This is a genomic window from Streptomyces sp. NPDC047022 (genome assembly GCF_040644155.1).
In the GTDB taxonomy this organism is placed as follows: Bacteria; Actinomycetota; Actinomycetes; order Streptomycetales; family Streptomycetaceae; genus Streptomyces.
The window spans coordinates 83,619-105,592 of the sequence record NZ_JBEYVV010000011.1 but is presented as its reverse complement, the minus strand read 5'-3'; the positions used below and the strand labels follow the sequence as shown (position 1 = coordinate 105,592).

Here is a 21,974-nt window from a genome sequence, read left to right as displayed (position 1 = left end):
CGGTTGCTTGAGTCCATCAATCCACAGTGACCGCGATCACGCCTCCCAAACAGCGGCGGCCGTACGGTCGTCCGCGTAGCCCTTCACCCGCACCGCAGTGTCGGCGAGGAAGGCGGCGAGCCCCGGTGGTTCGCCGGACGACCAGCGATCGGTGAGATGGACGGCGAGCCGCGGCTCGCCGCGCAGCGGCTCCGCGAGACCACCCGTGCACAGCAGCAGAGTGTCACCCGGGCGGCCGATGGAGGCACGGAACCGGAAGGGCTCCCGGGACGGCTCGGGGGCCGGTTCGTACGGGCTCGGGAGCGTGGCGATCCCCAGGTCCAGAGTGAGCCGGTCGCCCTCGGGGGTCTCGGACGGCGGCGAGCCGGAGGCGTCCCCCGCATCTCCGGTCGACTCGGCGACCCGCGGCTCGATGTCCTGCCACTCGCCGTCCCGCAGCCGGAACAGCCCTCCCGCGCCCACGCCGAAGAACACCCGGACACGGCACGCGGGATCGGCCGGGAGCAGCAGGCAGCGCAGCGAGGCGGTGTACTCCTCGGGGTCGACGCCCCGCTCGGCGGCGCCGGCGCGGAGCCTGCCGAGGCAGCGGTCGGTCAGCCGGTGCAGGCCCGCTTGCAGGTCACCGCGCCGGGCTGCCCGGATGTCCTCGCCGAGCCTGAGGTGGCTGCGCCCCACGGCACGCCCGATCCAGTGACACGCCTCCTCTGCGGCCCGGTGCGCGCCGGGTGTGGCGCGGACGCCGGTCGCCATGGCCACCAGGACGAGCGCCTGTTCACCCGTGCCGAAACGGGCGGTGAGCAGCGAGTCCCGGCGCGGCTCGCCGCGGTAGCGCGCCGAGTCGCCGCGTACGGAGACCGCGCGCAGGGTGCAGGTGCCGTAGCGCGCGCCGTCCAGCACCGTGTCGGCGACCAGCTCGTCCAGGTCGTCCGGGTCGGCGAGCGGGAGGGCTCGGGGCTCGGCCTCGTAGGTGGGCGGCCCGGAGCCGATGTAGTCGAGCGAGGCGAGAGGGGGGCCTGTTCGGTGGACGGCGCCTTCTTCGGCGGGTGCGGCAGGTGCGACGGGCTCGGCCGGGGCGGTCGGCGCGGCGGCCTCGACCGGGGCGGCCCGCGTGGGGGCGGGTGGGGCGGCCGGGGGCGTGCTGCCCGAGTCCGGTCGCGCGCCGCGCTGCTCCGGGACGGACGGGACGAGGGGGGCGACGGGCGCGGCCGACACGGACGGCGCGGCACCGTGCGGGTGCCGGTCCTCCGCCCCCGCCCGGGCACTCCCCTCCCCCACCGCGCCCACGGCGGAGACGAAGCGGTCGTCGAGGGTGTCGGCCGCGGGTGCCGGTCCCGTGTCCCCGGCGGAGTCGTCGTACAGATGACCCCACCAGTCGTCCTCGTGAGCGGTGGCTCTCTCCCCCTGCTGACTCATGCTCCCGATTGTTCACCGCCGGGGGCGTATGAAAACGGGGCATCCGGAAAATCAGGCAGGACGACAGGCTCTTGATCCGCATCTCGGGTGACATCTCGAACTCTGGTATGAAAAAAGCTCAGTAGTGACGGGGTGGGATACCGCCCTGCGCCGAACGGCGGGCTCGAAGTCAGGGACACCCGTGAGTTGTGAGATCCGGGCCGCCGGACGGTCCTACCCCCCACAGGAGAACCGTCCGGCGACACCACGGTGACGGGTCCGGCACGCCTCCGGCGCTCCGTCACGTCCTCGCGGGCCGAGTCGGCCCGCGAGGGGCCACGATGAGGTCACCTTGGCAGAGGGGCGGGGGGTGCGGCGATGATGTTGCGAGGCGGGTTTGTGCCGTGGCCGTTTTCCGCCACGACGCCCGGCCGGCTGTCTGGTTTTCGGGGAGGAACGACGGTTGATGCTGGCAGCGATAGGGCTGGACGAGGCCCACGAGTCGGCGTACCGGGCTCTGGTGTCGGTGGGGGCCGCCGATGTGCCCGATCTCGCGCGACGGCTGACGCTCGGTGAGTACGACACCGAGCGCGCCCTGCGCCGGCTGGAGCAGCGCGGGCTCGCGGCCCAGTCGTCGTCGCGCCCCGGTCGCTGGGTCGCGGCGCCGCCCGGGGTGGCCCTGGGCGCTCTGCTCACGCAGCAGCGGCACGAGCTGGAGAAGGCCGAGCTGGCGGCGGCACTGCTCTCCGAGGAGTACCGGGCCGCGGCCACCGAGCCCGCCGTGCACGACCTGGTGGAGGTGGTGATCGGCGCCGCCGGCATCGCCCAGCGCTTCCTGCAGCTCCAGCTGGGCGCGGCCCATGAGGTGTGCGCCCTGGTGACCGGCAACCCGGTCGCCGTGTCGGGCATGGAGGACGACGCCGAGGAGCAGGCGGCCCGTCGCGGGGTCCGCTACCGGGCCGTGGTCGAACGGGCGGTGCTCGACCTGCCCGGCGGCATCACCGAACTGACCGCCGCGCTCAGCCGTGACGAGGAGGTGCGGGTCGCCGAGACGGTGCCCACCAAACTCGTGGTCGCCGACCGGTCGCTGGCCATGGTGCCGCTCACCTCGCACACCGCTGAGCCGGCCGCGCTCGTCGTGCACGCCAGCGGACTGCTGGAGCTGCTGTGCGGGCTGTTCGAGTCGGTGTGGCAGGACGCGCTGCCACTGCGGCTCACGGCGTCGGGGGCCGCCGAGCAGCGGCCCGAGGGCCCCGACACCACCGATCTGGAGGTGCTGTCCCTGTTGCTGGCGGGCCTCACCGACGCGAGCGTCGCCAAGCAACTGGGCCTCGGGCTGCGGACGGTGCAGCGCCGCGTGAAGCGGCTGATGGAACTGACAGGCGTCACGACCCGGCTGCAGCTCGGCTGGCACGCCTACGCACGGGGCTGGGTGGCCCGGGACTGACCTGCCGGCCACTCGAACCGACGTCCTGATATTCCGTCACCACCCAAGAGCGTCAAGGTCGATGGAATCGGCCAGTGCCTTCGCGCCCGCGTCGTCGAAGTGGAGGTGGTCGCCGGAGTCGTAGGCGGGCCGGAGGCGGTCGGGGCGTGCGGGGTCGCGGACGACCGCGTCGAAGTCCGCGACCGCGTCGAAGAGACCGCGGCGGATGGAGGTGTTGATCTCGCGCCGCAGGTCCTCGCGCGCCGGAGTCCAGTCCGGGTAGCCGCCGAACGGGGTGAGCGTGGCGCCGATGACACGGACCCCGAAGGTGTGCGCCCGCGCCACGATCTGGCGGTACGCGCGTACGAAGGCACCCGCATCGGTTTCGGGCGGCTTGCCCTTGAGGTCGTTGACGCCCTCGAAGAGGATCACCGTGCGCACCCCGGTGCGCAGGACCGCGTCGGCGTCGAAGCGGGCCAGGGCGCTCGGACCAGCGCCGTCGCGCAGAAGACGATTGCCGGAGATCCCGGCGTTCAGGATGCCCGGCCTGCGGTGCGCGGGCAGCCCGCGCAGGCGCGCCGACAGCAGGTCGGGCCAGCGCTGGTCGGCGTCCTGGGTGGATCCCGTTCCGTCGGTGAGCGAGTCGCCGAACGCCACGACACTGCCCACGGCGCCCGGGCCCAGGACGTCGATGCCGGTCACGTAGTACCAGTGGGAGACGGTGGCGGTGTACGCGGCCCCGTCGGTGTCGGAGGTCCGGTTGCCGTGCTCGGCCAGATAGCTGGTCTGGAAGGCGTCGCGGTGGTAGGTCGCCCGGCCCCCAGCACACGGTGTGTGCACGGTGACCAGCAGATCGGTGTCCGCCGGGACCCGCAGCCGCACGGGATCGGAGACACGGTCCTTGCCGACGGGCACGCTCACGGAGGCGGCACCCACGAAGGTGGCGGTGCGCAGGGAGCCGGGGACCGCGTCGGGTCCCGGGTGCGCGCCTTCGCGCCGCAACGCGACGGTGACGGCGTCCAGCCCGAGCGGGGTGGTGCCGAGGCGGTTGGACACGCGTACGCGCACGGCACTCCCGCCGACACTGATGTGCACGACGTTGCGGATCGACGCGTCGGAGGGGACCGTGGCCGTCCCGGAGGGCGCGGTCTCCCAGGTGCCGGTCCATTGCGGGGCCGTGCCGGAACGGTTCGACGGCGCGGGAAAGGCGGCCGCGGTCGTCAGGAGGGTGATGGCCACAACGGCGAGGCAGCGGCGCCGGACTCCCGCCACGCGGGCCAGGTGGTTCATACGGACGTGCCCTCTCCTCGCCAGGGCCCCGGGGAGCCGGGACCGGAAAGCGCTCCATGACTTCCCGCACCACGCCGACGACCTAACACACCGTCACACCATCGGGGGCTCCCCGCGTTCGAGCAGACGGCACCCGGCATTCGAGCAGACGGGGACGCCGGAGCCTACCGGGGGGACACTCCCTCCAGCTCGAGCAACCGCACCTTGCGGTCGAGCCCGCCCGCGTACCCCGTCAGGGATCCGTCCGCCCCGATCACGCGATGGCAGGGCCGCACGACGAGCAGTGGATTCGCCCCGATCGCGCCCCCGATGGCCCGAACGGCGGCCCGTGACGCACCGATCCGGGCCGCGATCGCACCGTAGGTCGTGGTCTGCCCGTACGGCACCGAGTCGAGCGCGGCCCACACCCGCTCCCGGAACTCCGTGCCGTCCGTGCGCAACTCCAGCCGGAATTCGTGGAGTTCACCGGCGAAGTACGCGGCGAGCTGCTGCTCGGCCTCCCGGAAGAGGCCGGGCGTATGCCCCCACTGCGGCTGAAGCGTGCACCCGCCCTTCTGCCCGGGAACGGACAGGGAGGTCAGCGCGCCGGACCCGTCGGCGGTGAGAAGCAGCGTACCGAGGGGACTGTCGAGGGTCGTGTAGTGCACGTCGTTCTGCTGAACCATGATCAGTGTTCTTCCTGTTCGTCCGGTACAGGCTCGTCGGCCGTCCGAAGGTGCTGAAGTGCGTACGACCGCCAGGGGCGCCAGGCGTCGGGGACGTCCTCGCCCGGCGGCGCCACATCGGGATCGCCGAGGGCGCGGACGCGGATGTCGGCGGCGGTACGCGGATCCATGTCCGGCAGCCCGAGCAGTGCGGCATGGGCTTCGTCGCGGTCGGCGCCGGGGTCGAGGCGCAGGCTGCCCTCCGCCAGGGCACGGGCCAGCGCGGCCACGGTGCCGTCCAGCCCGGCCCCGGCGAGCGTGTCCGGTCCCGGGAAGACATGGGTGAGGCTGCCGTACGGCGCGTCGAGCGCCTTCCCATGGCGGCGGACGAGCTCCCCGGCCCGGCCGCGCCCGACGAGTGCGCGTACCGCGTACTCCTCGGGGTCGGCCGCACCCGGGGAGCGCAGCCCCGGCCGGGCGGCCACCAGCGGGGCGAGCCGGGGGTCGGCGGCGAGCCGCTCGTCCACCGCGTACGGGTCCGCGTCGAGGTCGAGAAGCCGGCGCAGCCGCTGCACCGCGGTGGTGAGGTCGCGCGGGTCGGTGAGGTGGAGCCGGACCTCCAGCCAGCCGCCGGTGTGCCCGCCGGCCCTCTCCCCCGCCGCACCGCGGGAGGCCGGGCGGCCGGTTCGCTCGTCGACGGCGACGACGGCGGTGCCGTACGGCAGCCGGAGCGTGCGCCGGTAGGTGCGGCACCCGCGGGCCCCCTCGACCTCCTCGACGCCCTCGACCGCCTCATGGGCGAGCACGTCGAACAGCGCCGTGGACCGGTAGGGGCCCCGGTGGGCGAGCCGCAGCGGGATCCCGGCGGACGCGGCGGCCCCGCGGCGGACGGCGGGTCCGCCTCGGGGTGCGGCGTCGCGCAGCTCGCTCGGGGTGGAGGTGTACACCGCCCTGATCGTGTCGTTGAACTGCCGCACGCTGGCGAACCCGGCGGCGAAGGCGATCTCCGTGACCGGCAGATCGGTGGTCTGCAGCAGAACGCGGGCGGTGTGCGCGCGCTGCGCCCTGGCGAGCGCCACGGGCCCGGCGCCCACCTCGACGGTGAGCTGCCGCTGCACCTGCCGGGTGCTGTAGCCGAGGCGCAGGGCGAGCCCGCCGACTCCCTCGCGGTCGACCACACCGTCCTTGATCAGACGCATGGCTCGCCCCACGACGTCCGCGCGCACATTCCACTGCGCGGAGCCGGGCACGGCGTCCGGCCGGCACCGCCGGCAGGCCCGGAACCCGGCGCTCTGCGCGGCGGCGGCCGTCGGATAGAAGCGCACGTTGCGCCGTTTGGGAGTCACCGCGGGACAGCTGGGGCGGCAGTAGATCCCGGTCGTCTCGACGGCGAAGAAGAAATCGCCGTCGAACCGGGCGTCGCGGCTGCGCACCGCCTCGTACCTGGTGTCTTCCTCAGTCACGCCTTCCAGTCTCCGCCAGGAGCGGGACATGGACTGGCGGAAATCGGACATGACGCTGCGCACACCACCGCCCGGTGCTCCCGGAGGGAGCCCCCGTCGGCCTCAGGGCCTCTCGTTTGGATCAGACCGGGTTCGCGGGCCCTGGCACCGCGCCTGATCCGGCCTGATCCGAACGAAAGACCCTAAGCCCACCGCCCCCGCTTCGCCTCCATGGCGGCCCGGCCCTGCGCGCCCTTGCGCTTCCACTCCCGCAGCCGGTCCTGCCGCAGCCGTGCGTCCGTCTTGGCGACGATCCATTCGTTCTCGCGCAGCAGTTTGCGGTAGCTGTCCAAGCGGCGCTCGGGCAGGCCCCCGTCCTCGAGCGCCTGGAGCACCGCGCAGCCCGGCTCCGCCTCGTGCGCGCAGTCGTGGAAGCGGCATTCCCGGGCCAGGTCCTCGATCTCCGAGAACACCTGGCCCACCCCGGCCTCGGCGTCCCACAGGCCCACCCCGCGCAGGCCGGGCGTGTCGATGAGGACGCCGCCGCCCGGCAGGGCGAGCAGATTGCGGGTGGTCGTGGTGTGCCGGCCCTTGCCGTCCATGTCCCGGGTGGCCTGCACCTCCATCACGTCCTGGCCGAGCAGGACGTTCGCGAGAGTGGACTTCCCCGCGCCGGACTGACCGAGCAGCACGGAGGTGCCGCCGGAGAGGATCGCCGTGAGGACGTCGAGTCCGTCGCCCTGCTGCGAGCTGACCGGCAGCACGGGCACTCCGGGCGCGGAAGTCTCCACATCCCGGACGAGGTGCGCGAGCGTCGTGGCGTCCGTCACCAGGTCGGCCTTCGTCAGCACCACGACGGGCTGCGCCCCGGACTCCCAGGCGAGTGCCAGGAACCGTTCGATGCGGCCGAGGTCCAGTTCCACTGCGAGGGACACGGCGACGACCGCGTGGTCGACATTGGCGGCGAGGATCTGCCCCTCGGACCGCTTGGAGGAGGTGGAGCGAACGAACGCGGTACGGCGCGGCAGATACGCCCGCACATAGCGGGGGCTGCCGCCCGCGGGGTCGACGGCGACCCAGTCGCCGGTGCACACGACCCGCAGCGGGTCGTGCGGGGTGACGAACGCGGTGTCGGCGCGCAGTGTGCCGTCGGCGGTGACGACATCGCACTGGCCGCGGTCGACCCGGACGACGCGTCCGGCGATCAGCCCTTCGGCCTCGTACGGGGCGAACTCCCGCGCCCACGCGTCGTCCCAGCCGTAGGGGACGAGAGCGGAGGACGTGGGGAAAGCAGATGTGTGAGTCAAGGGGAACCCTTCACAAGGGTGGCCCCGGCGGGCGCGCACGCGCCGGTGGATGAGGTGTCAGCCGGTGGCCACGGGGGTGGAGTGGATGCACTTCTGGTTGCGGGCAACGCCCATCACAGAGACAGCCATCGGTCACACCTCCCGTTCCTCGAACAGCACATGACGACGATCAACAGTCGCCGCGCGAAGCAGTGATCAGCTTAGAACAGCACTCGGGTGAGCACCACTGAATTACTGCCCCGTGCGCCGACCGCGAAGCGACTTCAGGACGAGCCGGAGAGCTGAGCGATCGCGGCGAGCGAGTGAGCGGCGGAGGCGTCCTGCTCGGCCGGCCAAGAGGCTTGCTCCGAGATGACCGGACGGTCGAACATCACTCTGACCGGAACCGGGATACGGAAGACCTCCGACAGTCGCGCGCTGACCGCGAGCGCGATTCGGGACTCGAGGCCCAGGTCGAACAGGTCGGCCTGGGCGTCTACGCGCGGGCACGCCAGCGCTTCGGCCCAGAGTTTTGTGAGTATCCGCTCAAAAGACGAGTCGGGTGTCGTCCTGTCCTCGTCGGGTCCGGATCCATCGGTGCCTGGCGCACCAACGACTTCGGCGGCGTCTTTGACGCCGAGTCCGGCTCGCACCTTCTCGTACGCCCCCACCGGGTCTTCCCGGGCTGACCAACTCCCCCACGTAGAGCTGTTCCTGCTGGGGGGCGAAGGATATGGTTCCGGCGTCGCCGGGAGGCTTTTCTCCGTTTTCTGCTGGATCTCCCATTGACGTGATGGACGTGTCGGGAGCACCAGAAATCCCGCTCACAGAACAACCCCTTCCGCCCCTCAGGGCTTTGTCATGGACTATCGACGGCTCTTACGTCCGGCTACGGCCGCTTCGACATGGCTGGAATCGACCGACCACTTGGGTGACTTATGCATAGATCATGCGATATAACGACCACCGTGACACTTGAATTTTCCGAACACTCGGAGACCTCTACCGGTGGTGCACAGCTGACGAGCGGCCTGGTCGCCACGATCGACCGCTACTTCGACGCCGCACCGCGTCCGGACGCCGACGCCGTGGAGGTCGGAGCCTTCACGCTCTTCGTCAGCCGCACGCCCTGGAGCTATTACGCGCGCCCCTCGCTTCACGGCGACCTCCCCATCGAGAGCACGGACCTGGAACTCCTGGCCGCGGCTTGCCGGAAGCACGGCGTGGACCTGTCCGTCGAGTGGGTCCATGAGGTCCGGCCCGAACTGCGGGAGGCGGCACGGGCGTACGGGCTGTCCTGCGAGGAGCACGCGCTCATGGCCGCCACCGCCGATCAGGTGCGTGCCCAGGCCGTACCCGGCGTCACCTTGCGAGTGGTGGAACCCGACGACGACGCGCTGCTGGCCGGCCGCGCCATCGCCGAGGTGTCGTTCGGCTTCGGTGGTACCGCGGTCGGCGAACCCGGCGTGGTCGAGCGGGATGCAGCGCTGGCCCGGATCTCCCCCGAGATGGCCGAACACCTGCGCTACCGGGCCCGCAGCGGGCTGACGGTCACCGTGGTCGCCGAGACGGCGGACGAAGGCGTGGTCGCCGCCGGGTCCTATCAGCCGATGGGACCGACGGCCGAGGTACTCGCGGTGGCCACTCTGCCGAGCGCCCGGCGCCGGGGCATCGCTGCGGCGTTGAGCGCGCGGCTCGCACAGCATGCCCACGGCGCGGGCGTCGAGACGGCCGTGCTCTCCGCGCAGGATGCCGACGTCGTCCGGGTCTACGAACGCGCCGGTTTCACCGCGGTGGGCACCGTCCACGCCGCCGAGCCCGGGCAGGACTGACGGCGCGACGGACTCAATCGGCAAGGCCGGCTGCGGCATCGGTGACGAACAGCCGTCGCACAGCGACCCTGAACCGCCCGCAGAAACGATCCTGAACTGCCGCAGTTCAGGCCACATATCGAGGGCCATCGACGGATCCGCCGAGAGGCGCATGCCCGGTGCCGAGTCTTTGACCGTCCGCAGGTGGGCCCCGGAGCCAGGGGGCGGATCGACGACTGGCGTGTTGTCGTGCCGCCGCAGGGGCGCAGGGCGTTCAGGTCATGGATGGGTTTCGGCCACGACCACCGAAGCGGTGCGCCGTGGTGTGCTGTTCGAGCCGGCGCTCCCGGGCGAGTGTCCGGGTCGTCCCGCGCCCCCGCGAGCCGGCCGCCGTCGGCGGCCGGCGGCCACGGGATGAGGTCAGGCGTGGGAAGGCGTCTCCGCACCCTCCGCGTCTTCAACGGCGGGCAGGCTGTCCATGAAGGAGCTGACCGAGAAGACCGCGTGGCCGGGGCCGGGCGGGCCGTAGCCGGGGGGTGAGGAGAGGCCGAAGTCGTCCATGGTGGCGCGGTAGGCCTCCAGCAGGCGGATGTGGTACTCCAGCGGCGCGCCCTGCGGATTGGCCTTGCCGAGCGGGGTCGTCGGCTCCGGGCACCAGGTGGTGAAGCGGGGCGTGATGCCGTGCGACATGAAGAACCGCAGGCCCTCGGTGGTGGACGCGATGGCCTCGTCGACCGTGGTGAAGCCGAAGGGCTCGGCCATCTCGACGCCCGCCACGAAGTTGGGGATCACATTGCGCGCGCCGAAGACATCGGCCGAGTCGAGGATGCGCCGGTGCCATTCGTCACGGCCGACGTAGCGCTCCTTGCCGGGGCAGTACAGCTCGAACAGGCGCCGGTCCCACACCTCGAAGTTGGGGTGGTAGATCTGCACGCCGTAGTCCTTGAACCGCTGTACGTCGTCCTTCGGCAGCGCCTGGGCGACGACCTTGCCGATCCAGCGGCCGGGGAAGCGGTCCTCGATGGCCTTGGCGTAGTGGCCGTAGAAGTCGGCCTCGTCCCGTCCGGCGACCGTCTTGGTGATCGCGCCGCCGGTGAGCGTGTACGCGGTGGACGCCTTGGCCGTGTCGTAGCGGTCGATGATCTCCAGGGCCTCGAGGACCTCCTCGACGTCCTTCACCCCGGTGTAGGGCCGCCCCGCCGCCTTGTGCTGGCGCCAGTTGTGGTTGATGTCGCAGTACTGGCACTCCTCCTTGGCGCCGAAGTACTGGCATACGCGGAAGACGGTGAGGTAGATCAGATAGCCCCACTGGATGGTGGGGGCCACCTCCATCACGGACTTCCCGTTGGAGAGGGTGTGACGGTAGTACTCGGGCATGGGCGGCACGCCCACGTCCGCGATCCGGCCCCCGTCGAGGTACAGCCCGAGCAGCCCTTCCTCGTCGGCGGCCACGCGGTACGGCGAGGCCGGATTGACCCGTACGGAGACGACCGTGCGGCGCAGGTCGTACGGGCCACCGGTGAGGATGATCTCCTCGGGGGGACGCCGCAGCGCCGCCTCGCCCAGTTCGGGCAGGGTGCCGTGGTCGAAGGAGAAGATGAAGTACGACTTCGGCTTGACGTCCCCGTCCTCGTTGTCGCTGAGCGCGGACTGGTCGAAGGCGACACCGCCCCGCAGCAGGTCCTCCTTGAAGACGGCCTCCCGCGGTACGTGCGGGAACCGCTGCATCAGGTCCTCCACCAGCGCGGTGCGACTGCCACCCATCCTGTTCTCCTCGCTCCCTGCGTGCGTGCTCGGCTCCTCACGTTATGCCCCCGCCTGCGCGCCGGACGTGCCGGGTCCCCACACGGCGTGTGCAGGATGGTCCCGCGGTCCGGGCGCCCCGGCACCCGGCGGCGGCCGCCGGTCGTGCGATCGGCGCTCTGAGAGGAGGGACGGCAGGGATGACGGACACGGTCACCAACTGGGCGGGGAACATCGTCTACGCCGCCGGGACACCGCACCGTCCGCGCTCGCTCGACGCGCTGCGCTCGCTCGTCGCGGATCACGCACATGTACGAGTACTGGGCAGTGGGCACTCCTTCAACAAGATCGCCGACCCGGGCGCGGGTGGGCTCCTGCTGTCACTGGAAGGCCTGCCTGCCGAGGTGGACGTGGACACCGCGGCCCGTACGGTGCGCGTCGGCGGGGGCGTGCGGTACGCCGGGCTCGCCCGGGTGGTGCACGCGCACGGGCTGGCACTGCACAACATGGCCTCCCTGCCGCACATCTCGGTCGCGGGCTCCGTGGCGACCGGGACCCACGGCTCGGGGGTCGCCAATGGTCCGCTCGCCTCGGCCGTCAGGGAGGTGGAGCTGATCACGGCGGACGGGTCCGTGGTGCGGATCGGCCGGGACGACAGCCGGTTCGGGGGCGCCGTGACCTCGCTCGGCGCACTCGGCGTGGTCACCGCGCTGACCCTCGGCCTGGAGCCCGGTTACGAGGTCGAGCAGCATGTCTTCACGGAGCTTCCCCTGGAAGGTCTGGACTTCGAGGCCGTAGCGGCGTCGGCGTACAGCGTCAGCCTGTTCACCGACTGGCGCGCCCCGGGATTCCGCCAGGTGTGGCTGAAGCGGCGCACCGACCAGCCGCTGCCGGACTTTCCCTGGGCCGCGCCGGCCAGTGGGGCTCTGCATCCCGTGCCCGGCATGCCCGCCGTCCACTGCACCCGGCAGCTCGGGGTCCCCGGCCCCTGGCACGAACGGCTCCCGCACTTCCGGGCGGAGTTCCTCCCGAGCAGCGGCGCCGAGCTCCAGTCGGAGTATCTGCTGCCTCGTCCGTACGCCCTGGAGGCCCTGCACGCGCTCGACGCGATCCGTACGACGGTGGCTCCCGTGCTCCAGACCTGTGAGGTACGCACGGTCGCCGCCGACGCGCAGTGGCTGAGCCCCTCCTACGAGCGGGACAGCGTGGCGCTGCACTTCACCTGGGTCGAGGACACCTCGGCCGTCCTCCCCGTGGTGCGGCACGTCGAGAAGGCGCTGGACGTCTTCGGCGCCCGGCCGCACTGGGGCAAGGTGTTCGCGGTGCCCGCGCGGGTGCTCCGCGAACGCTACGCACGGCTCGACGACTTCACGGCGCTCTCGGCGGAGCTGGACCCGGCGGGCACCTTCCAGAACGCTTTCGTGCGTGACGCACTGGGTCCGGCCTGAGGACGTCGCCACGTCCCGCGCGGGGCCCTCAAGGCGCCTCGTCCCTGACGGTCTCGTCGCGCAGCACGCTGTAGCGCACGACATCCCGCCACCGCCCGTCCCGGAACACCATGCTGCGCAGCACGCCCTCGCGGGTGAAGCCGGACTTCTCCAGGGCACGCTGCTCGGCGATGTTCCCGGCCTCGGTGTCCGCCTCCAGCCTCACCACGGGTGTGTGCGCGAACAGGTACCGCACCAGCAGCCGCTGGGCCTGTGTGCCGACACCACGGCCCCGGCACTCCGGCAGCAACTGGGCCCCGATGTTCCAGCAGTGGGAACTCCGGGAGGTCACCACCTTCCGCCATGCCACGAATCCGAGCCGCTCGGCGCCGGTCACCACCATCAGATGGCCGCCCTCGTCGCCCAGCAGACCGTCCTGAGCCCAGCGCCGCCGCCAGCGTCCCGGATCCGACCATCCCGTCCACTGGAAGGGCCCGGTCGCCTCAGGGTCCGTCAGGAACCTTTCGAGGAGCGGCAGATCGTCCTCGCACACCGCGCGCAGTATCACGGGATCGTCAGTCATTCCGGTGATCCTAGGGCGTGGACGCCGGTGCCCCACTTCGTACAACCCCTTTCCTAACCCCTTGTTGAAAGTCCCGCCCCGTCGTACGCTCACGCCGCGCCGAAGGGTCCGGCCCGGCCGGGCCGGAGGGATCGAGGGACCGTGCCGGTGAAGCGAACCTCGCGTGACATCCGCACCGCCAACCGTTACGAGGTGCTGCGCCGGATCATCGCCGCGTCACCCACCTCCCGGCAGGAGCTCGCCGCCGTCACCGGGCTCAGTCTGGCCACCGTCGCCACCCTCGTCGGTGAGCTGCTCGGCCTCCGTATGGTCACCGAGGTCGGGTTCGAGGAATCGGCGGGAGGCCGGCCGCGCGGTCTGGTCGCCGTGGACGCGCGGGGCGGCGCGCTGATCGGCGTGGACATCGCGGAGACCTACGTACGCGCCGAACTGTTCGACCTTTCGCTGAACGTGCTCGCCCGCGCGGACATGGCCATACGGCCCGGCGATGGGCATCCGGAGCGGGTCGTCGCCCTCGTGGCCGCGGCGGTCGGCTCGGTGGCCGAGCGGGGACGCGTGACGGACGACCGGGTCCTGGGCGTCGGCGTCAGCATGCCCGGGCAGATCGACCGCGAGCGCGGAGTGTGCGCGTACGCCCCGAACTGGGGCTGGCACGACGTGCCGCTGTTCTCCCTGCTCGCCGCGCGTATCGACCGCCCTCTTCCCCTGTACCTGGACAATCCGTTGCGCGCCTGCGCGGTCGCGGAGCTGTGGCGCGGCGCCGCTCGCGGGCGCGGGGACGCCGTGGTCGTCAACCTGGGTACGGGTGTCGGCGCCGGGCTCGTCCTGGGCGGCGGCCCGCACCGCGGGGTCAGCGACAGCGCCGGTGAGTGGGGCCATACGACGCTGGTCCTGGACGGCCGCCCGTGCCACTGCGGCAACCTCGGCTGTGTGGAGACGTACACCGGAGCGCCCGGCATCATGCGCACCCTGCGGGAGCTGAGTCCCCGCAGTCCCCTGCTGCACCCGGAGGACCAGACCGCCACCATCGACGCCCTCGCCCGCGGGGTCGCCGAGGGGGACCCGGTCGCGCTGGAGGTACTCCGGGACACAGCCCGGTATCTGGGCGCGGGCATCGCCGGCCTCGTCAATCTCCTCAACCCCGAGGTGGTCGTGCTCAGCAGCTGGGTGGCGGCCACGCTCGGCGGGCCACTGCTGGACGAGGTGCGCGCGGCCGTGGGCCGGCGCGCGCTGCGGTGGCCGTTCGCCGCCGCCGAGATCGTCCTGTCCCCCATCCCCACCGACCCGGTGTGTCTCGGGGCGGCGACCTTCGCCCTCGAAGGCGCGCTCCGAACCGCGGGACAGAGAAGTACCGAACGCACCGCAGCCGCCGGCCAGGAGACGGAGACCGATGACCAATCCCAGCACCCGCAAGGCAGTTGACATCGACTACGTGGAGGACGTCTCTCCGGGCCGCGGGGCCCTGCCGCCCCGCGCCTGGTACCCGGCCTCGGACGCCAGGTCCCTTTCCCTGAACGGCGACTGGCGCTTCAGGTTCTCGGCGACCGCCGACGCGGAGGACGACTCCTTCGCCCGGCCCGGATTCGACGCGGAAGGCTGGGCCCGGATCGCGGTGCCCGGCCACTGGGTCCTACAGGGCCATGGCTCCCCGGTCTACACCAACCACCTCTACCCCTTCCCGGTCGACCCGCCCCGCGTCCCGACCGAGAACCCGACGGGTGACCATCTGCGCCCCTTCGACCTGCCGGCCGACTGGCCCTCGGACGGCGCAGCCGTGCTGCGGTTCGACGGCGTCGAGTCCTGCGCCCGCGTCTGGCTGAACGGCGCGGAGCTGGGCGAGTTCAAGGGCTCACGGCTGCCGCACGAGTTCGCGGTCGGCCATCTGCTCCAGCGGGGCGGCAATGTGCTCGCGGTGCGGGTGCACCAGTGGTCGGCGGGCTCGTACCTGGAGGACCAGGACCAGTGGTGGCTGCCGGGCGTCTTCCGGGACGTCACGCTCCTGCACCGTCCGGACGGCGGCGTCCAGGATTTCTTCGTGCACTCGTCCTACGACCATGTGACGGGCGAGGGCACGCTGAAGGTGGACTCGGACGTGGCCGGGCGGGTCCTCGTGCCGGCGCTGGACATCGATGTCGCCACCGGTGACTCCGTGACCGTGCCCGTCGAGCCCTGGAGCGCCGAGACACCGAGGCTGTACGACGGGGTGCTGGCCACCGAGGGCGAGCGCGTGCCCCTGCGGATCGGCTTCCGCACCGTCGCGCTCGCGGACGGGCTGATCAAGGTCAATGGGAGGCCGGTCCTCTTCAAGGGGGTCAACCGGCACGAGTGGCATCCGGAGAAGGGCCGCGCCCTCGGCCCGGAGACCATGCGCGAGGACGTCCTGCTGATGAAACGGCACAACATCAACGCCGTGCGCACCTCGCACTGTCCACCGCACCCGGCGTTCCTCGCCCTGTGCGACGAGCTGGGCCTTTGGGTGATCGACGAGTGCGATCTGGAGACCCACGGCTTCGTGGAGCAGGCATGGCGGGACAACCCGGTGGACGACGGCCGATGGACCCCGGCGCTCCTCGACCGCGCCGCCCGCATGGTCGAGCGCGACAAGAACCACCCCAGCGTCGTCATCTGGTCCCTCGGCAACGAGGCGGGCACCGGGCGGGGGCTGACGGCGATGTCCGAGTGGATCCACGGCCGGGACACCTCGCGCCTCGTGCACTACGAGGGGGACGCCACCTGTCGTGACACGGATGTCTACTCACGGATGTACGCCTTCCACGACGAGGTCGCCGCGATCGGCCGCGGACTGGACGGCGGGACCCGCAGGCGCCGCGAACTCCCGTTCATCCTCTGCGAGTACGGGCACGCCATGGGCAATGGCCCTGGTGGCATCGCCGACTATCAGAGGCTCTTCGAGACCTATGACCGGCTCCAGGGCGGCTTCATCTGGGAGTGGATCGACCACGGCCTCAAGGACGAGCGGTACGGGTTCGCCTACGGCGGGGACTTCGGGGAGGAGCTGCACGACGGCAACTTCGTGTGCGACGGGCTGCTCTTCCCAGACCGGCGGCCGTCACCGGGCCTGATCGAGTACAAGAAGGTGATCGAGCCGGTCCGTATCGAGTCCGAGGGCTGCTCCTCCGGGACCGTCAGGATCAGGAACGCTTACGACTTCGCGGACCTGTCCGCCCTCACGTTCGAGTGGTCCTTCCAGGTCGACGGCGAGTCGCTCGGCTCCGGCACGCTGCCGGTGCCCGCCCTGGGGCCGGGCGAGTCGGCCGAGGTGAAGCTGCCGGACCCGCCGGACGCGCCGGCCGGGGAGGCGCAGTGGACGGTACGGGCGCTGCTGGCTTCCGACACCGCGTGGGGGCCGAGGGGGCATCAGGTGGCGTGGGGTCAGTTCCCCGTCATGGCACGGACGGTGCCGTACGTCGTCGCGAGACGTACTCCGGTGCTCGCCGACGGCCGTATCACCGTCGGTCCTGCCGTCTTCGACGCCCGCACGGGTGCGCTGCGGTCCATCGGCGCGGTGGAGGTGGCCGGTCTGCGCCTTGACGTGTGGCGGGCGCCCACGGACAACGACGACGGCGCGGCCTGGCAGGGAGACGCACGCCACGGAATGCTGTGGCGCGGGCTCGGGCTGCACCGGATGCGGCACCGCCTGGACGCGGTGGCGGCGGGCGACGACGCGCTGACCGTGCGGACCTGGGTGGCACCCGCGGGCCGGGACCTGGGTCTCGCCACGGTGTATCGCTGGACGTCCGACGGCGACCGGCTGGGGCTGAGCGTGTCCGTGCGGCCGGAGGGCCACTGGGCGGTGCCGCTGCCGCGGCTCGGGATCCGGTTCGGGCTGCCGGGTGACGCGGACCGTGCGCGGTGGTTCGGTGGCGGGCCCGGTGAGGCGTACCCGGACACCAGGTCCGCGTCCGAGGTGGGGCGTTGGGAGTCCACGGTCGACGGGATGCAGACGCCGTATGTGCGGCCTCAGGAGAACGGCGCCCGCGCCGACGTCCGCTGGGCGGAGATCGGAGGTCTGCGGATCGAGGGCGACCCGGAGTTCTGGTTCAGCGCGCGGCGCTGGACGAACGAGCAGCTGGACGCCGCCCGTCACCTCACCGATCTCACGCCCGGCGACACGGTATGGGTCAACCTCGACCACGGCCAGCACGGCATCGGCTCGCAGTCGTGCGGCCCCGGCCCGCTTCCGCGGTACTTCCTGCGGGCAGAGCCGGCGGAGTTCTCGTTCATCTTCTCCCCGGTCCGCTGAACCGGCCGCCGGGGTCGTCCCAGGGTCTTTCGTCTGGATCAGGCCGGATCAGGGAGCCCGCGAGCCCGGTCTGACCCGGACGAGAGGCCCTAGGCGGCCTCGGTGGCCGATTCGGGGTGGCGGGTGCGCACCGGTGTGAGCAGGGCCAGGAGCGCGACGCCCAGGGTGCACGCGCCCGCCACCGCGCCCACCGCGGCCGTTCCGTGGTGCTGGGCCGCCGAGGTGACCACGGCCGCGCCGACCGGGGCCGCCGCGTAGTGGATCGTCCAGAACGCGGAGGTGACCCGGCCCAGCAGGTGCTCGGGGGTCACCTGCTGGCGCAGGGACATGGAACAGGTGCCCGCGAGGCCGGCGCTCCCGAGGAACAGAGCGGTCAGGAACGCGACCTCCGGTACGTCCAGGGCCCAGCCGATGCCGGCCATCGCGCAGCCGCAGACGGCGACCGCGCCGATCCAGGTGGGGCCGAAGCCGAGGCCGTGTCGCATCCGGGCCGCCGGCAGGGCTCCGGCGATGCTGCCCAGCGTGCCGACGGCGAGGACGGTGCCGACCGTGCCGTCGCTCTGCCCGAGGTCGTGTTTGAGGTGGTAGATGAGCATGTCGTTCAGGCCCAGTTCGAGGAAGCTGAACACGGCCAGCAGCGCGGTCACCGCGCGCAGCACCGGGTGACGCCGCAAGAAGTGCGCCCCGGCCAGCAGATCACGCCACAGGCCGGTGAACGCCGTTGAGCCCGTAGAGCCCGTAGAGCCCGTAGAGCTGGTCGACCCCGTAGAGCCGGCGGACCCCGTATCGTCCGCCGCCGGAAGGCCGGAGCGCGTGGCAGGCGCGAACCGAAGGAATCCGAGGCACAGCGCCGACACACCGAAGCTCGCCGCGTCGGCCGCGACTGCTGCGGCCGAGCCCGTCACGGCCGCGACGAACCCCGCGCACACCGGACCGGCCACCCCCGCCGCCGCGGCGGTCGCGTTCAGCCGGCCGTTGGCCGCGGTGATCCGCTCGGTGCCGACCAGGGCGCGCACCGCGGTGACGTACGCGACGGAGAACACCATGCCTACGGCCTCGCACAGGGGCAGGACCGTGTACAGCAGCCAGATGCGCGGCCCGGCGAGCCAGACCAGCGGAATCAGCCCGTAGAGCGCCATCCGCACCAGGTCGCAGGTGATCAGCAGTCTCCTGCGGTCCACCCGGTCCACCAGGGCCCCGGCGAAGACTCCGGCGAGTACGGCCGCCGCCCCGCCGACCGCGGTCAGCAGTCCCATCCGGGCGATGGACCCGGTCGCCTCCAGCACCAGCAGCGGCAGCGCGATCAGCGCGAAGGAATCACCGAGCACCGAAAGGGTCTGCGCGGTCCAGAAGATCCCGAAGTCCGGGCCCCACCCGGATGTGCGCTTGTCCCGCACCAGTTCGCCTCCCACGCCTATGGCCGAGGTGCGCCAACGTACGAGGGCGGGGCGGCCTCACGCGAAGGGTTTTGCGGTGGCCGTCCGGCGAGAGGGCCCGGAAAGGCGTGAGACTCGGACCCGGGACTGCGCCGTTCGGCTGGTTCACCGGTCCTGTGCCAAGCCATGCGGGTCTCCCTTCCGCTGCCTCATGCGCTACTGGGCACATGAAGGCACCGACACAGTTCAAGGCGCTCACGGGCGCGCCGGCCGGCCGCTGGTGGGTGTGCGTGGCCGCCGTGATGGCACTCGTCGGCGGGCTGGGCCCGGGCGCCGCCGCGGAGGCGGACCACAGCGGCGCCGCACCGCGGTGCCTCGTCGGGCAACGGCCGCCGCGCGGAACCAAGGTCGAGGTGCCGGCGACCACCGGCCCCGCCCGGTTCCCCGGCGCGACACGACCGGTCGACTCCGGTGTGTGTGTACGGCGGGCGGTGCAGGTGACGGCGGCGGGCGTCATCGGCTCCGGAATCCGCACCGATGTCGGTCCCGACGGTGACACCGCGACGCTCGCCGGGACGCGCTTCCCGCTGGCGGGCGTGCCGCGCTGGTCGCTGATGGGCCGGGTCGGAGACGGGCCGTGGCGGTACATCGGCGCGGGGCCGACGGTGCTGCCGGGCGACGGGGAGCTGTATCTGGCGGTGGACGACGATCGCTACGGCGACAACAGCGGAGTCTTCAGGGCGGGCGTCTCCCGGTGCACATGCGGGACCCGTTGCGGGCTGTTCGACACCGACCTCGCGGACGACTCGTTGTCGGGACTCGGGGCGGCCTGCTTCGAGCGGGGCACGTCGTCGCGACCGCACGGGCCCGGACGGCCGCGGCCCTGACCGCCCACGCGGCGCACGCCCGTGGACCGGGAAAGAGGAAGCGCGCGGCTGGGCAGGGGCCTGGGGCGCCCCGGTTCCGGTCGGGACGCCCCAGGGGCTGGTGGCCAGGACCGGCGTGCCGGGCACGCGCGACTCCCGGAAGAGGGGCCACGGTTGATGTGGAAGAACCCTCCGTAGTCAGATCTTGCGTCAACAGCGCGTCGGGCACCAGACCCGTGTAGACCGCAGCGTCGCCAACGGACGTGTGCGCGTGGTCACTCCGCACGCGGCAACGGCGCCCGAGGCGCCTGCGCGAACCGGCGCCGCGCTCACCCGAGGCCGGCGTCCGGCCCCGCGACAAAGCGCCCTCGACGCCGCCCAGGGCACGCCCGGCGTCACCGACGCGTACATGGACGGTGTCCTCGGCGATGTCGTCCTCGTCAACGGGGCGCCCTGGCCGGTCCTGGAGACCCGGCGGCTGCGCTACCGCCTGCGCCTGCTCAACGCGTCCAACGCCCGCCGTTACCGTCTGGCGCTCGCCCCCCCCCCGCCGCCGGGCGGCGGGGGGCCTTGTGCAGATCGGCGGCGACGGCGGTCTGCTGGAACCGCCCGTCGCCCACGACGCGCTGGACATCGCCCCCGCCGAACGCTTCGACGTCGTCGTGGACTTTTCCCGCTACCGGCCCGGCACCCAGGTGCGGCTGGTCAACCGGCTGGGCAGCGGCGGCACGGGCGCCGTCATGCGCTTCGGCGTCTCCCCCGCCGCACAGCAGCCCTCCGACGACTCACACATACCGCCCCTGCTCTCCCGAATACCCGCGCCACGGCCCGAACGGGCCGCCGCGACCCGGACCTTCCTCTTCCAGCGCAGGAACGGACCGAACGGATGGACCATCAACGGCCGCCCCTACGAGCCCGGCAGGCCGCCGGCCACCGTCCGCCTCGGCACTACCGGGGTGTGGCGGTTCGTCACGGACTTCCACCACCCCGTCCACCTTCATCTCGACCACTTCCAGGTGACCGGGCGCAACGGCAGGGCGCCGGGGCCGTACGACGCGGGCTGGAAGGACACCGTGGATCCGCGGCCCGCCGAATCCGTCGAGATCGTCACACGGTTCACCGACTACGCGGGGAGGTTCATGCTGCACTGCCACAACCTCGAGCACGAGGACATGGCCATGATGGCCGACTTCGTCACGGAATGACTCGCGCTTCCCACACCTGCCGCAGGGCAGCGGGCTCTTTACGCGAACAATTGGTTGCCGCACGACAACTGAGTTAGTCTGCGACGTATTTTCTCATCCGGTGAAACCGTGAACTGCGCAAACGCCGGGTGATGGGCGGGACCGTTCGCGGGCCCGGCGCGGTTCCGAGTCCTCGCCGCGAGGACTCCCTGGGGAGCGGAACGAGGGTGCGCATGACGACCAGGACGACCGGGTCCGCCCAGCGGGCGCCGCGCGAGCAGGAGCTGCGGCAGCTGCTGGCCGGGCTGACCGCCGTGCGCGACGGCGACTTCGGCACGCGGCTTCCGGCAGACGGGGAGGGCCTGCTCGGGGACATCGCCACCGTCTTCAACGGCATGGTGGACCAGTTGTCCGTGTTCACCTCCGAGGTGACCCGGGTCGCCCGCGAGGTGGGCACCGAGGGGACGCTGGGCGGTCAGGCGGAGGTGCCGGGAGTCTCCGGCACCTGGGCCGATCTGACCGATTCCGTCAACGCCATGGCCGGCAACCTGACCACCCAGGTGCGTGACATCGCGCAGGTCGCGACGGCGGTGGCCAAGGGCGATCTGTCGCAGAAGATCGACGTGCCGGCGCGTGGCGAGATCCTCCAGCTGAAGGAGACCGTCAACACGATGGTCGACCAGCTCTCCGCCTTCGCCGACGAGGTCACCCGCGTCGCCCGTGAGGTCGGCAGCGAGGGGAGGCTCGGCGGTCAGGCCCAGGTGCCCGGTGTCGGCGGTGTCTGGCGCGATCTGACCGACTCGGTCAACTTCATGGCGGGCAACCTCACCGCCCAGGTCCGCAATGTCGCCCAGGTGACGACCGCGGTGGCCCAGGGCGACCTCTCCCAGAAGATCACCGTCGACGCCCGCGGCGAGATCCTCGAACTCAAGAACACCATCAACACGATGGTCGACCAGCTCTCCGCCTTCGCCGACGAAGTCACCCGCGTCGCCCGCGAGGTCGGCACCGAGGGGAAGCTCGGCGGGCAGGCGGACGTCAAGGGCGTGAAGGGCACCTGGCGCGACCTCACGGATTCCGTCAACTTCATGGCGGGCAACCTCACCGCCCAGGTCCGCAATGTCGCCCAGGTGGCCACCGCGGTCGCCCAGGGCGACCTCTCCCAGAAGATCACCGTCGACGCCCGCGGCGAGATCCTCGAACTCAAGAACACCATCAACACGATGGTCGACCAGCTCTC

17 protein-coding genes are annotated in these 21,974 nt (G+C 72.0%); 8 read left to right on the top strand and 9 right to left on the bottom strand.

Features of this window, described 5'->3' with window-relative positions; genetic code table 11:
• Positions 1-36: 36 nt before the first annotated feature.
• Positions 37-1,413, bottom strand: a complete 1,377-nt coding sequence (locus ABZ845_RS14900; protein WP_360978401.1) for a protein phosphatase 2C domain-containing protein — start codon at positions 1,411-1,413, stop codon at positions 37-39.
• A gap of 445 nt (positions 1,414-1,858) precedes the next feature.
• On the opposite strand from ABZ845_RS14900, the gene ABZ845_RS14895 reads away from it, so the two are divergent.
• Entirely contained in the window at positions 1,859-2,839 is a 981-nt protein-coding gene (locus ABZ845_RS14895; RefSeq protein ID WP_360978398.1) for a helix-turn-helix domain-containing protein, read from the top strand.
• A gap of 36 nt (positions 2,840-2,875) precedes the next feature.
• Here the strand turns inward: ABZ845_RS14895 and ABZ845_RS14890 are convergent, their stop codons facing one another.
• The 5 genes from ABZ845_RS14890 to ABZ845_RS14870 form a co-directional block, all read right to left on the bottom strand.
• A complete protein-coding gene (locus tag ABZ845_RS14890; protein WP_360978395.1) occupies positions 2,876-4,108 on the bottom strand; it encodes an SGNH/GDSL hydrolase family protein in 1,233 nt (410 codons plus the stop codon).
• A 164-nt stretch (positions 4,109-4,272) separates the two neighbouring features.
• A complete protein-coding gene (locus ABZ845_RS14885; protein WP_360978392.1) occupies positions 4,273-4,773 on the bottom strand; it encodes a methylated-DNA--[protein]-cysteine S-methyltransferase in 501 nt (166 codons plus the stop codon).
• Between the two features lie 2 nt (positions 4,774-4,775).
• On the bottom strand, positions 4,776-6,245 hold the full coding sequence (locus ABZ845_RS14880; RefSeq protein WP_360978620.1) for an AlkA N-terminal domain-containing protein: 1,470 nt from the start codon (positions 6,243-6,245) through the stop codon (positions 4,776-4,778).
• Between the two features lie 152 nt (positions 6,246-6,397).
• Positions 6,398-7,501, bottom strand: coding sequence for a ribosome small subunit-dependent GTPase A (gene rsgA / locus ABZ845_RS14875; protein ID WP_360978389.1), 1,104 nt, complete (start codon positions 7,499-7,501; stop codon positions 6,398-6,400).
• Positions 7,502-7,764: 263 nt separating this feature from the next.
• Positions 7,765-8,151 (bottom strand): phosphopantetheine-binding protein, encoded by a 387-nt coding sequence (locus tag ABZ845_RS14870; protein ID WP_360978386.1) that lies wholly within the window; start codon positions 8,149-8,151, stop codon positions 7,765-7,767.
• Positions 8,152-8,448: 297 nt separating this feature from the next.
• On the opposite strand from ABZ845_RS14870, the gene ABZ845_RS14865 reads away from it, so the two are divergent.
• Positions 8,449-9,312, top strand: a complete 864-nt coding sequence (locus ABZ845_RS14865; RefSeq protein ID WP_360978383.1) for a GNAT family N-acetyltransferase — start codon at positions 8,449-8,451, stop codon at positions 9,310-9,312.
• Between the two features lie 399 nt (positions 9,313-9,711).
• Here ABZ845_RS14865 and ABZ845_RS14860 read toward each other — a convergent pair whose 3' ends face one another.
• Entirely contained in the window at positions 9,712-11,055 is a 1,344-nt protein-coding gene (locus ABZ845_RS14860) for a radical SAM protein (RefSeq protein WP_360978380.1), read from the bottom strand.
• Positions 11,056-11,234: 179 nt separating this feature from the next.
• Between ABZ845_RS14860 and ABZ845_RS14855 the strand changes: the two genes are divergently transcribed.
• Positions 11,235-12,482: a D-arabinono-1,4-lactone oxidase gene (locus ABZ845_RS14855; RefSeq protein WP_360978377.1), complete on the top strand. Its 1,248-nt coding sequence runs from the start codon at positions 11,235-11,237 to the stop codon at positions 12,480-12,482.
• A 28-nt stretch (positions 12,483-12,510) separates the two neighbouring features.
• Here the strand turns inward: ABZ845_RS14855 and ABZ845_RS14850 are convergent, their stop codons facing one another.
• The gene (locus ABZ845_RS14850; protein ID WP_360978374.1) at positions 12,511-13,044 is read right to left on the bottom strand and encodes a GNAT family protein; all 534 of its coding nucleotides are present in this window, start codon (positions 13,042-13,044) and stop codon (positions 12,511-12,513) included.
• Positions 13,045-13,191: 147 nt separating this feature from the next.
• Here ABZ845_RS14850 and ABZ845_RS14845 point away from each other — a divergent pair, with 147 nt between their 5' ends.
• Positions 13,192-14,466, top strand: coding sequence for an ROK family protein (locus tag ABZ845_RS14845; protein ID WP_360978617.1), 1,275 nt, complete (start codon positions 13,192-13,194; stop codon positions 14,464-14,466).
• Positions 14,435-17,308, top strand: a complete 2,874-nt coding sequence (locus ABZ845_RS14840) for a glycoside hydrolase family 2 TIM barrel-domain containing protein (protein ID WP_360978371.1) — start codon at positions 14,435-14,437, stop codon at positions 17,306-17,308. Before ABZ845_RS14845 ends, ABZ845_RS14840 begins: the two co-directional genes overlap by 32 nt.
• Positions 17,309-17,397: 89 nt before the next feature.
• Here the strand turns inward: ABZ845_RS14840 and ABZ845_RS14835 are convergent, their stop codons facing one another.
• Positions 17,398-18,705: an MFS transporter gene (locus tag ABZ845_RS14835; protein WP_360978368.1), complete on the bottom strand. Its 1,308-nt coding sequence runs from the start codon at positions 18,703-18,705 to the stop codon at positions 17,398-17,400.
• A gap of 206 nt (positions 18,706-18,911) precedes the next feature.
• Here ABZ845_RS14835 and ABZ845_RS14830 point away from each other — a divergent pair, with 206 nt between their 5' ends.
• From ABZ845_RS14830 to ABZ845_RS14820, 3 genes are all read left to right on the top strand, one after another.
• A complete protein-coding gene (locus ABZ845_RS14830) occupies positions 18,912-19,571 on the top strand; it encodes a hypothetical protein (RefSeq protein WP_360978365.1) in 660 nt (219 codons plus the stop codon).
• Between the two features lie 551 nt (positions 19,572-20,122).
• Positions 20,123-20,755, top strand: a complete 633-nt coding sequence (locus ABZ845_RS14825; protein WP_360978362.1) for a multicopper oxidase domain-containing protein — start codon at positions 20,123-20,125, stop codon at positions 20,753-20,755.
• 212 nt (positions 20,756-20,967) lie between these two features.
• A partial coding sequence (locus ABZ845_RS14820) for a HAMP domain-containing protein (protein ID WP_360978359.1) occupies positions 20,968-21,974 on the top strand: 1,007 nt, incomplete at its 3' end.

What these genes read in the sequence shown, in the direction of transcription:
- ABZ845_RS14900 (WP_360978401.1), bottom strand. Translation starts at nt 1,413, where the DNA reads ATGAGTCAGCAGGGGGAGAGAGCCACCGCTCACGAGGACGACTGGTGG.
- ABZ845_RS14895 (WP_360978398.1), top strand. Translation starts at nt 1,859, where the DNA reads ATGCTGGCAGCGATAGGGCTGGACGAGGCCCACGAGTCGGCGTACCGG.
- ABZ845_RS14890 (WP_360978395.1), bottom strand. Translation starts at nt 4,108, where the DNA reads ATGAACCACCTGGCCCGCGTGGCGGGAGTCCGGCGCCGCTGCCTCGCC.
- ABZ845_RS14885 (WP_360978392.1), bottom strand. Translation starts at nt 4,773, where the DNA reads ATGGTTCAGCAGAACGACGTGCACTACACGACCCTCGACAGTCCCCTC.
- ABZ845_RS14880 (WP_360978620.1), bottom strand. Translation starts at nt 6,245, where the DNA reads ATGTCCCGCTCCTGGCGGAGACTGGAAGGCGTGACTGAGGAAGACACC.
- ABZ845_RS14860 (WP_360978380.1), bottom strand. Translation starts at nt 11,055, where the DNA reads ATGGGTGGCAGTCGCACCGCGCTGGTGGAGGACCTGATGCAGCGGTTC.
- ABZ845_RS14855 (WP_360978377.1), top strand. Translation starts at nt 11,235, where the DNA reads ATGACGGACACGGTCACCAACTGGGCGGGGAACATCGTCTACGCCGCC.
- ABZ845_RS14850 (WP_360978374.1), bottom strand. Translation starts at nt 13,044, where the DNA reads ATGACTGACGATCCCGTGATACTGCGCGCGGTGTGCGAGGACGATCTG.
- ABZ845_RS14840 (WP_360978371.1), top strand. Translation starts at nt 14,435, where the DNA reads ATGACCAATCCCAGCACCCGCAAGGCAGTTGACATCGACTACGTGGAG.
- ABZ845_RS14830 (WP_360978365.1), top strand. Translation starts at nt 18,912, where the DNA reads ATGAAGGCACCGACACAGTTCAAGGCGCTCACGGGCGCGCCGGCCGGC.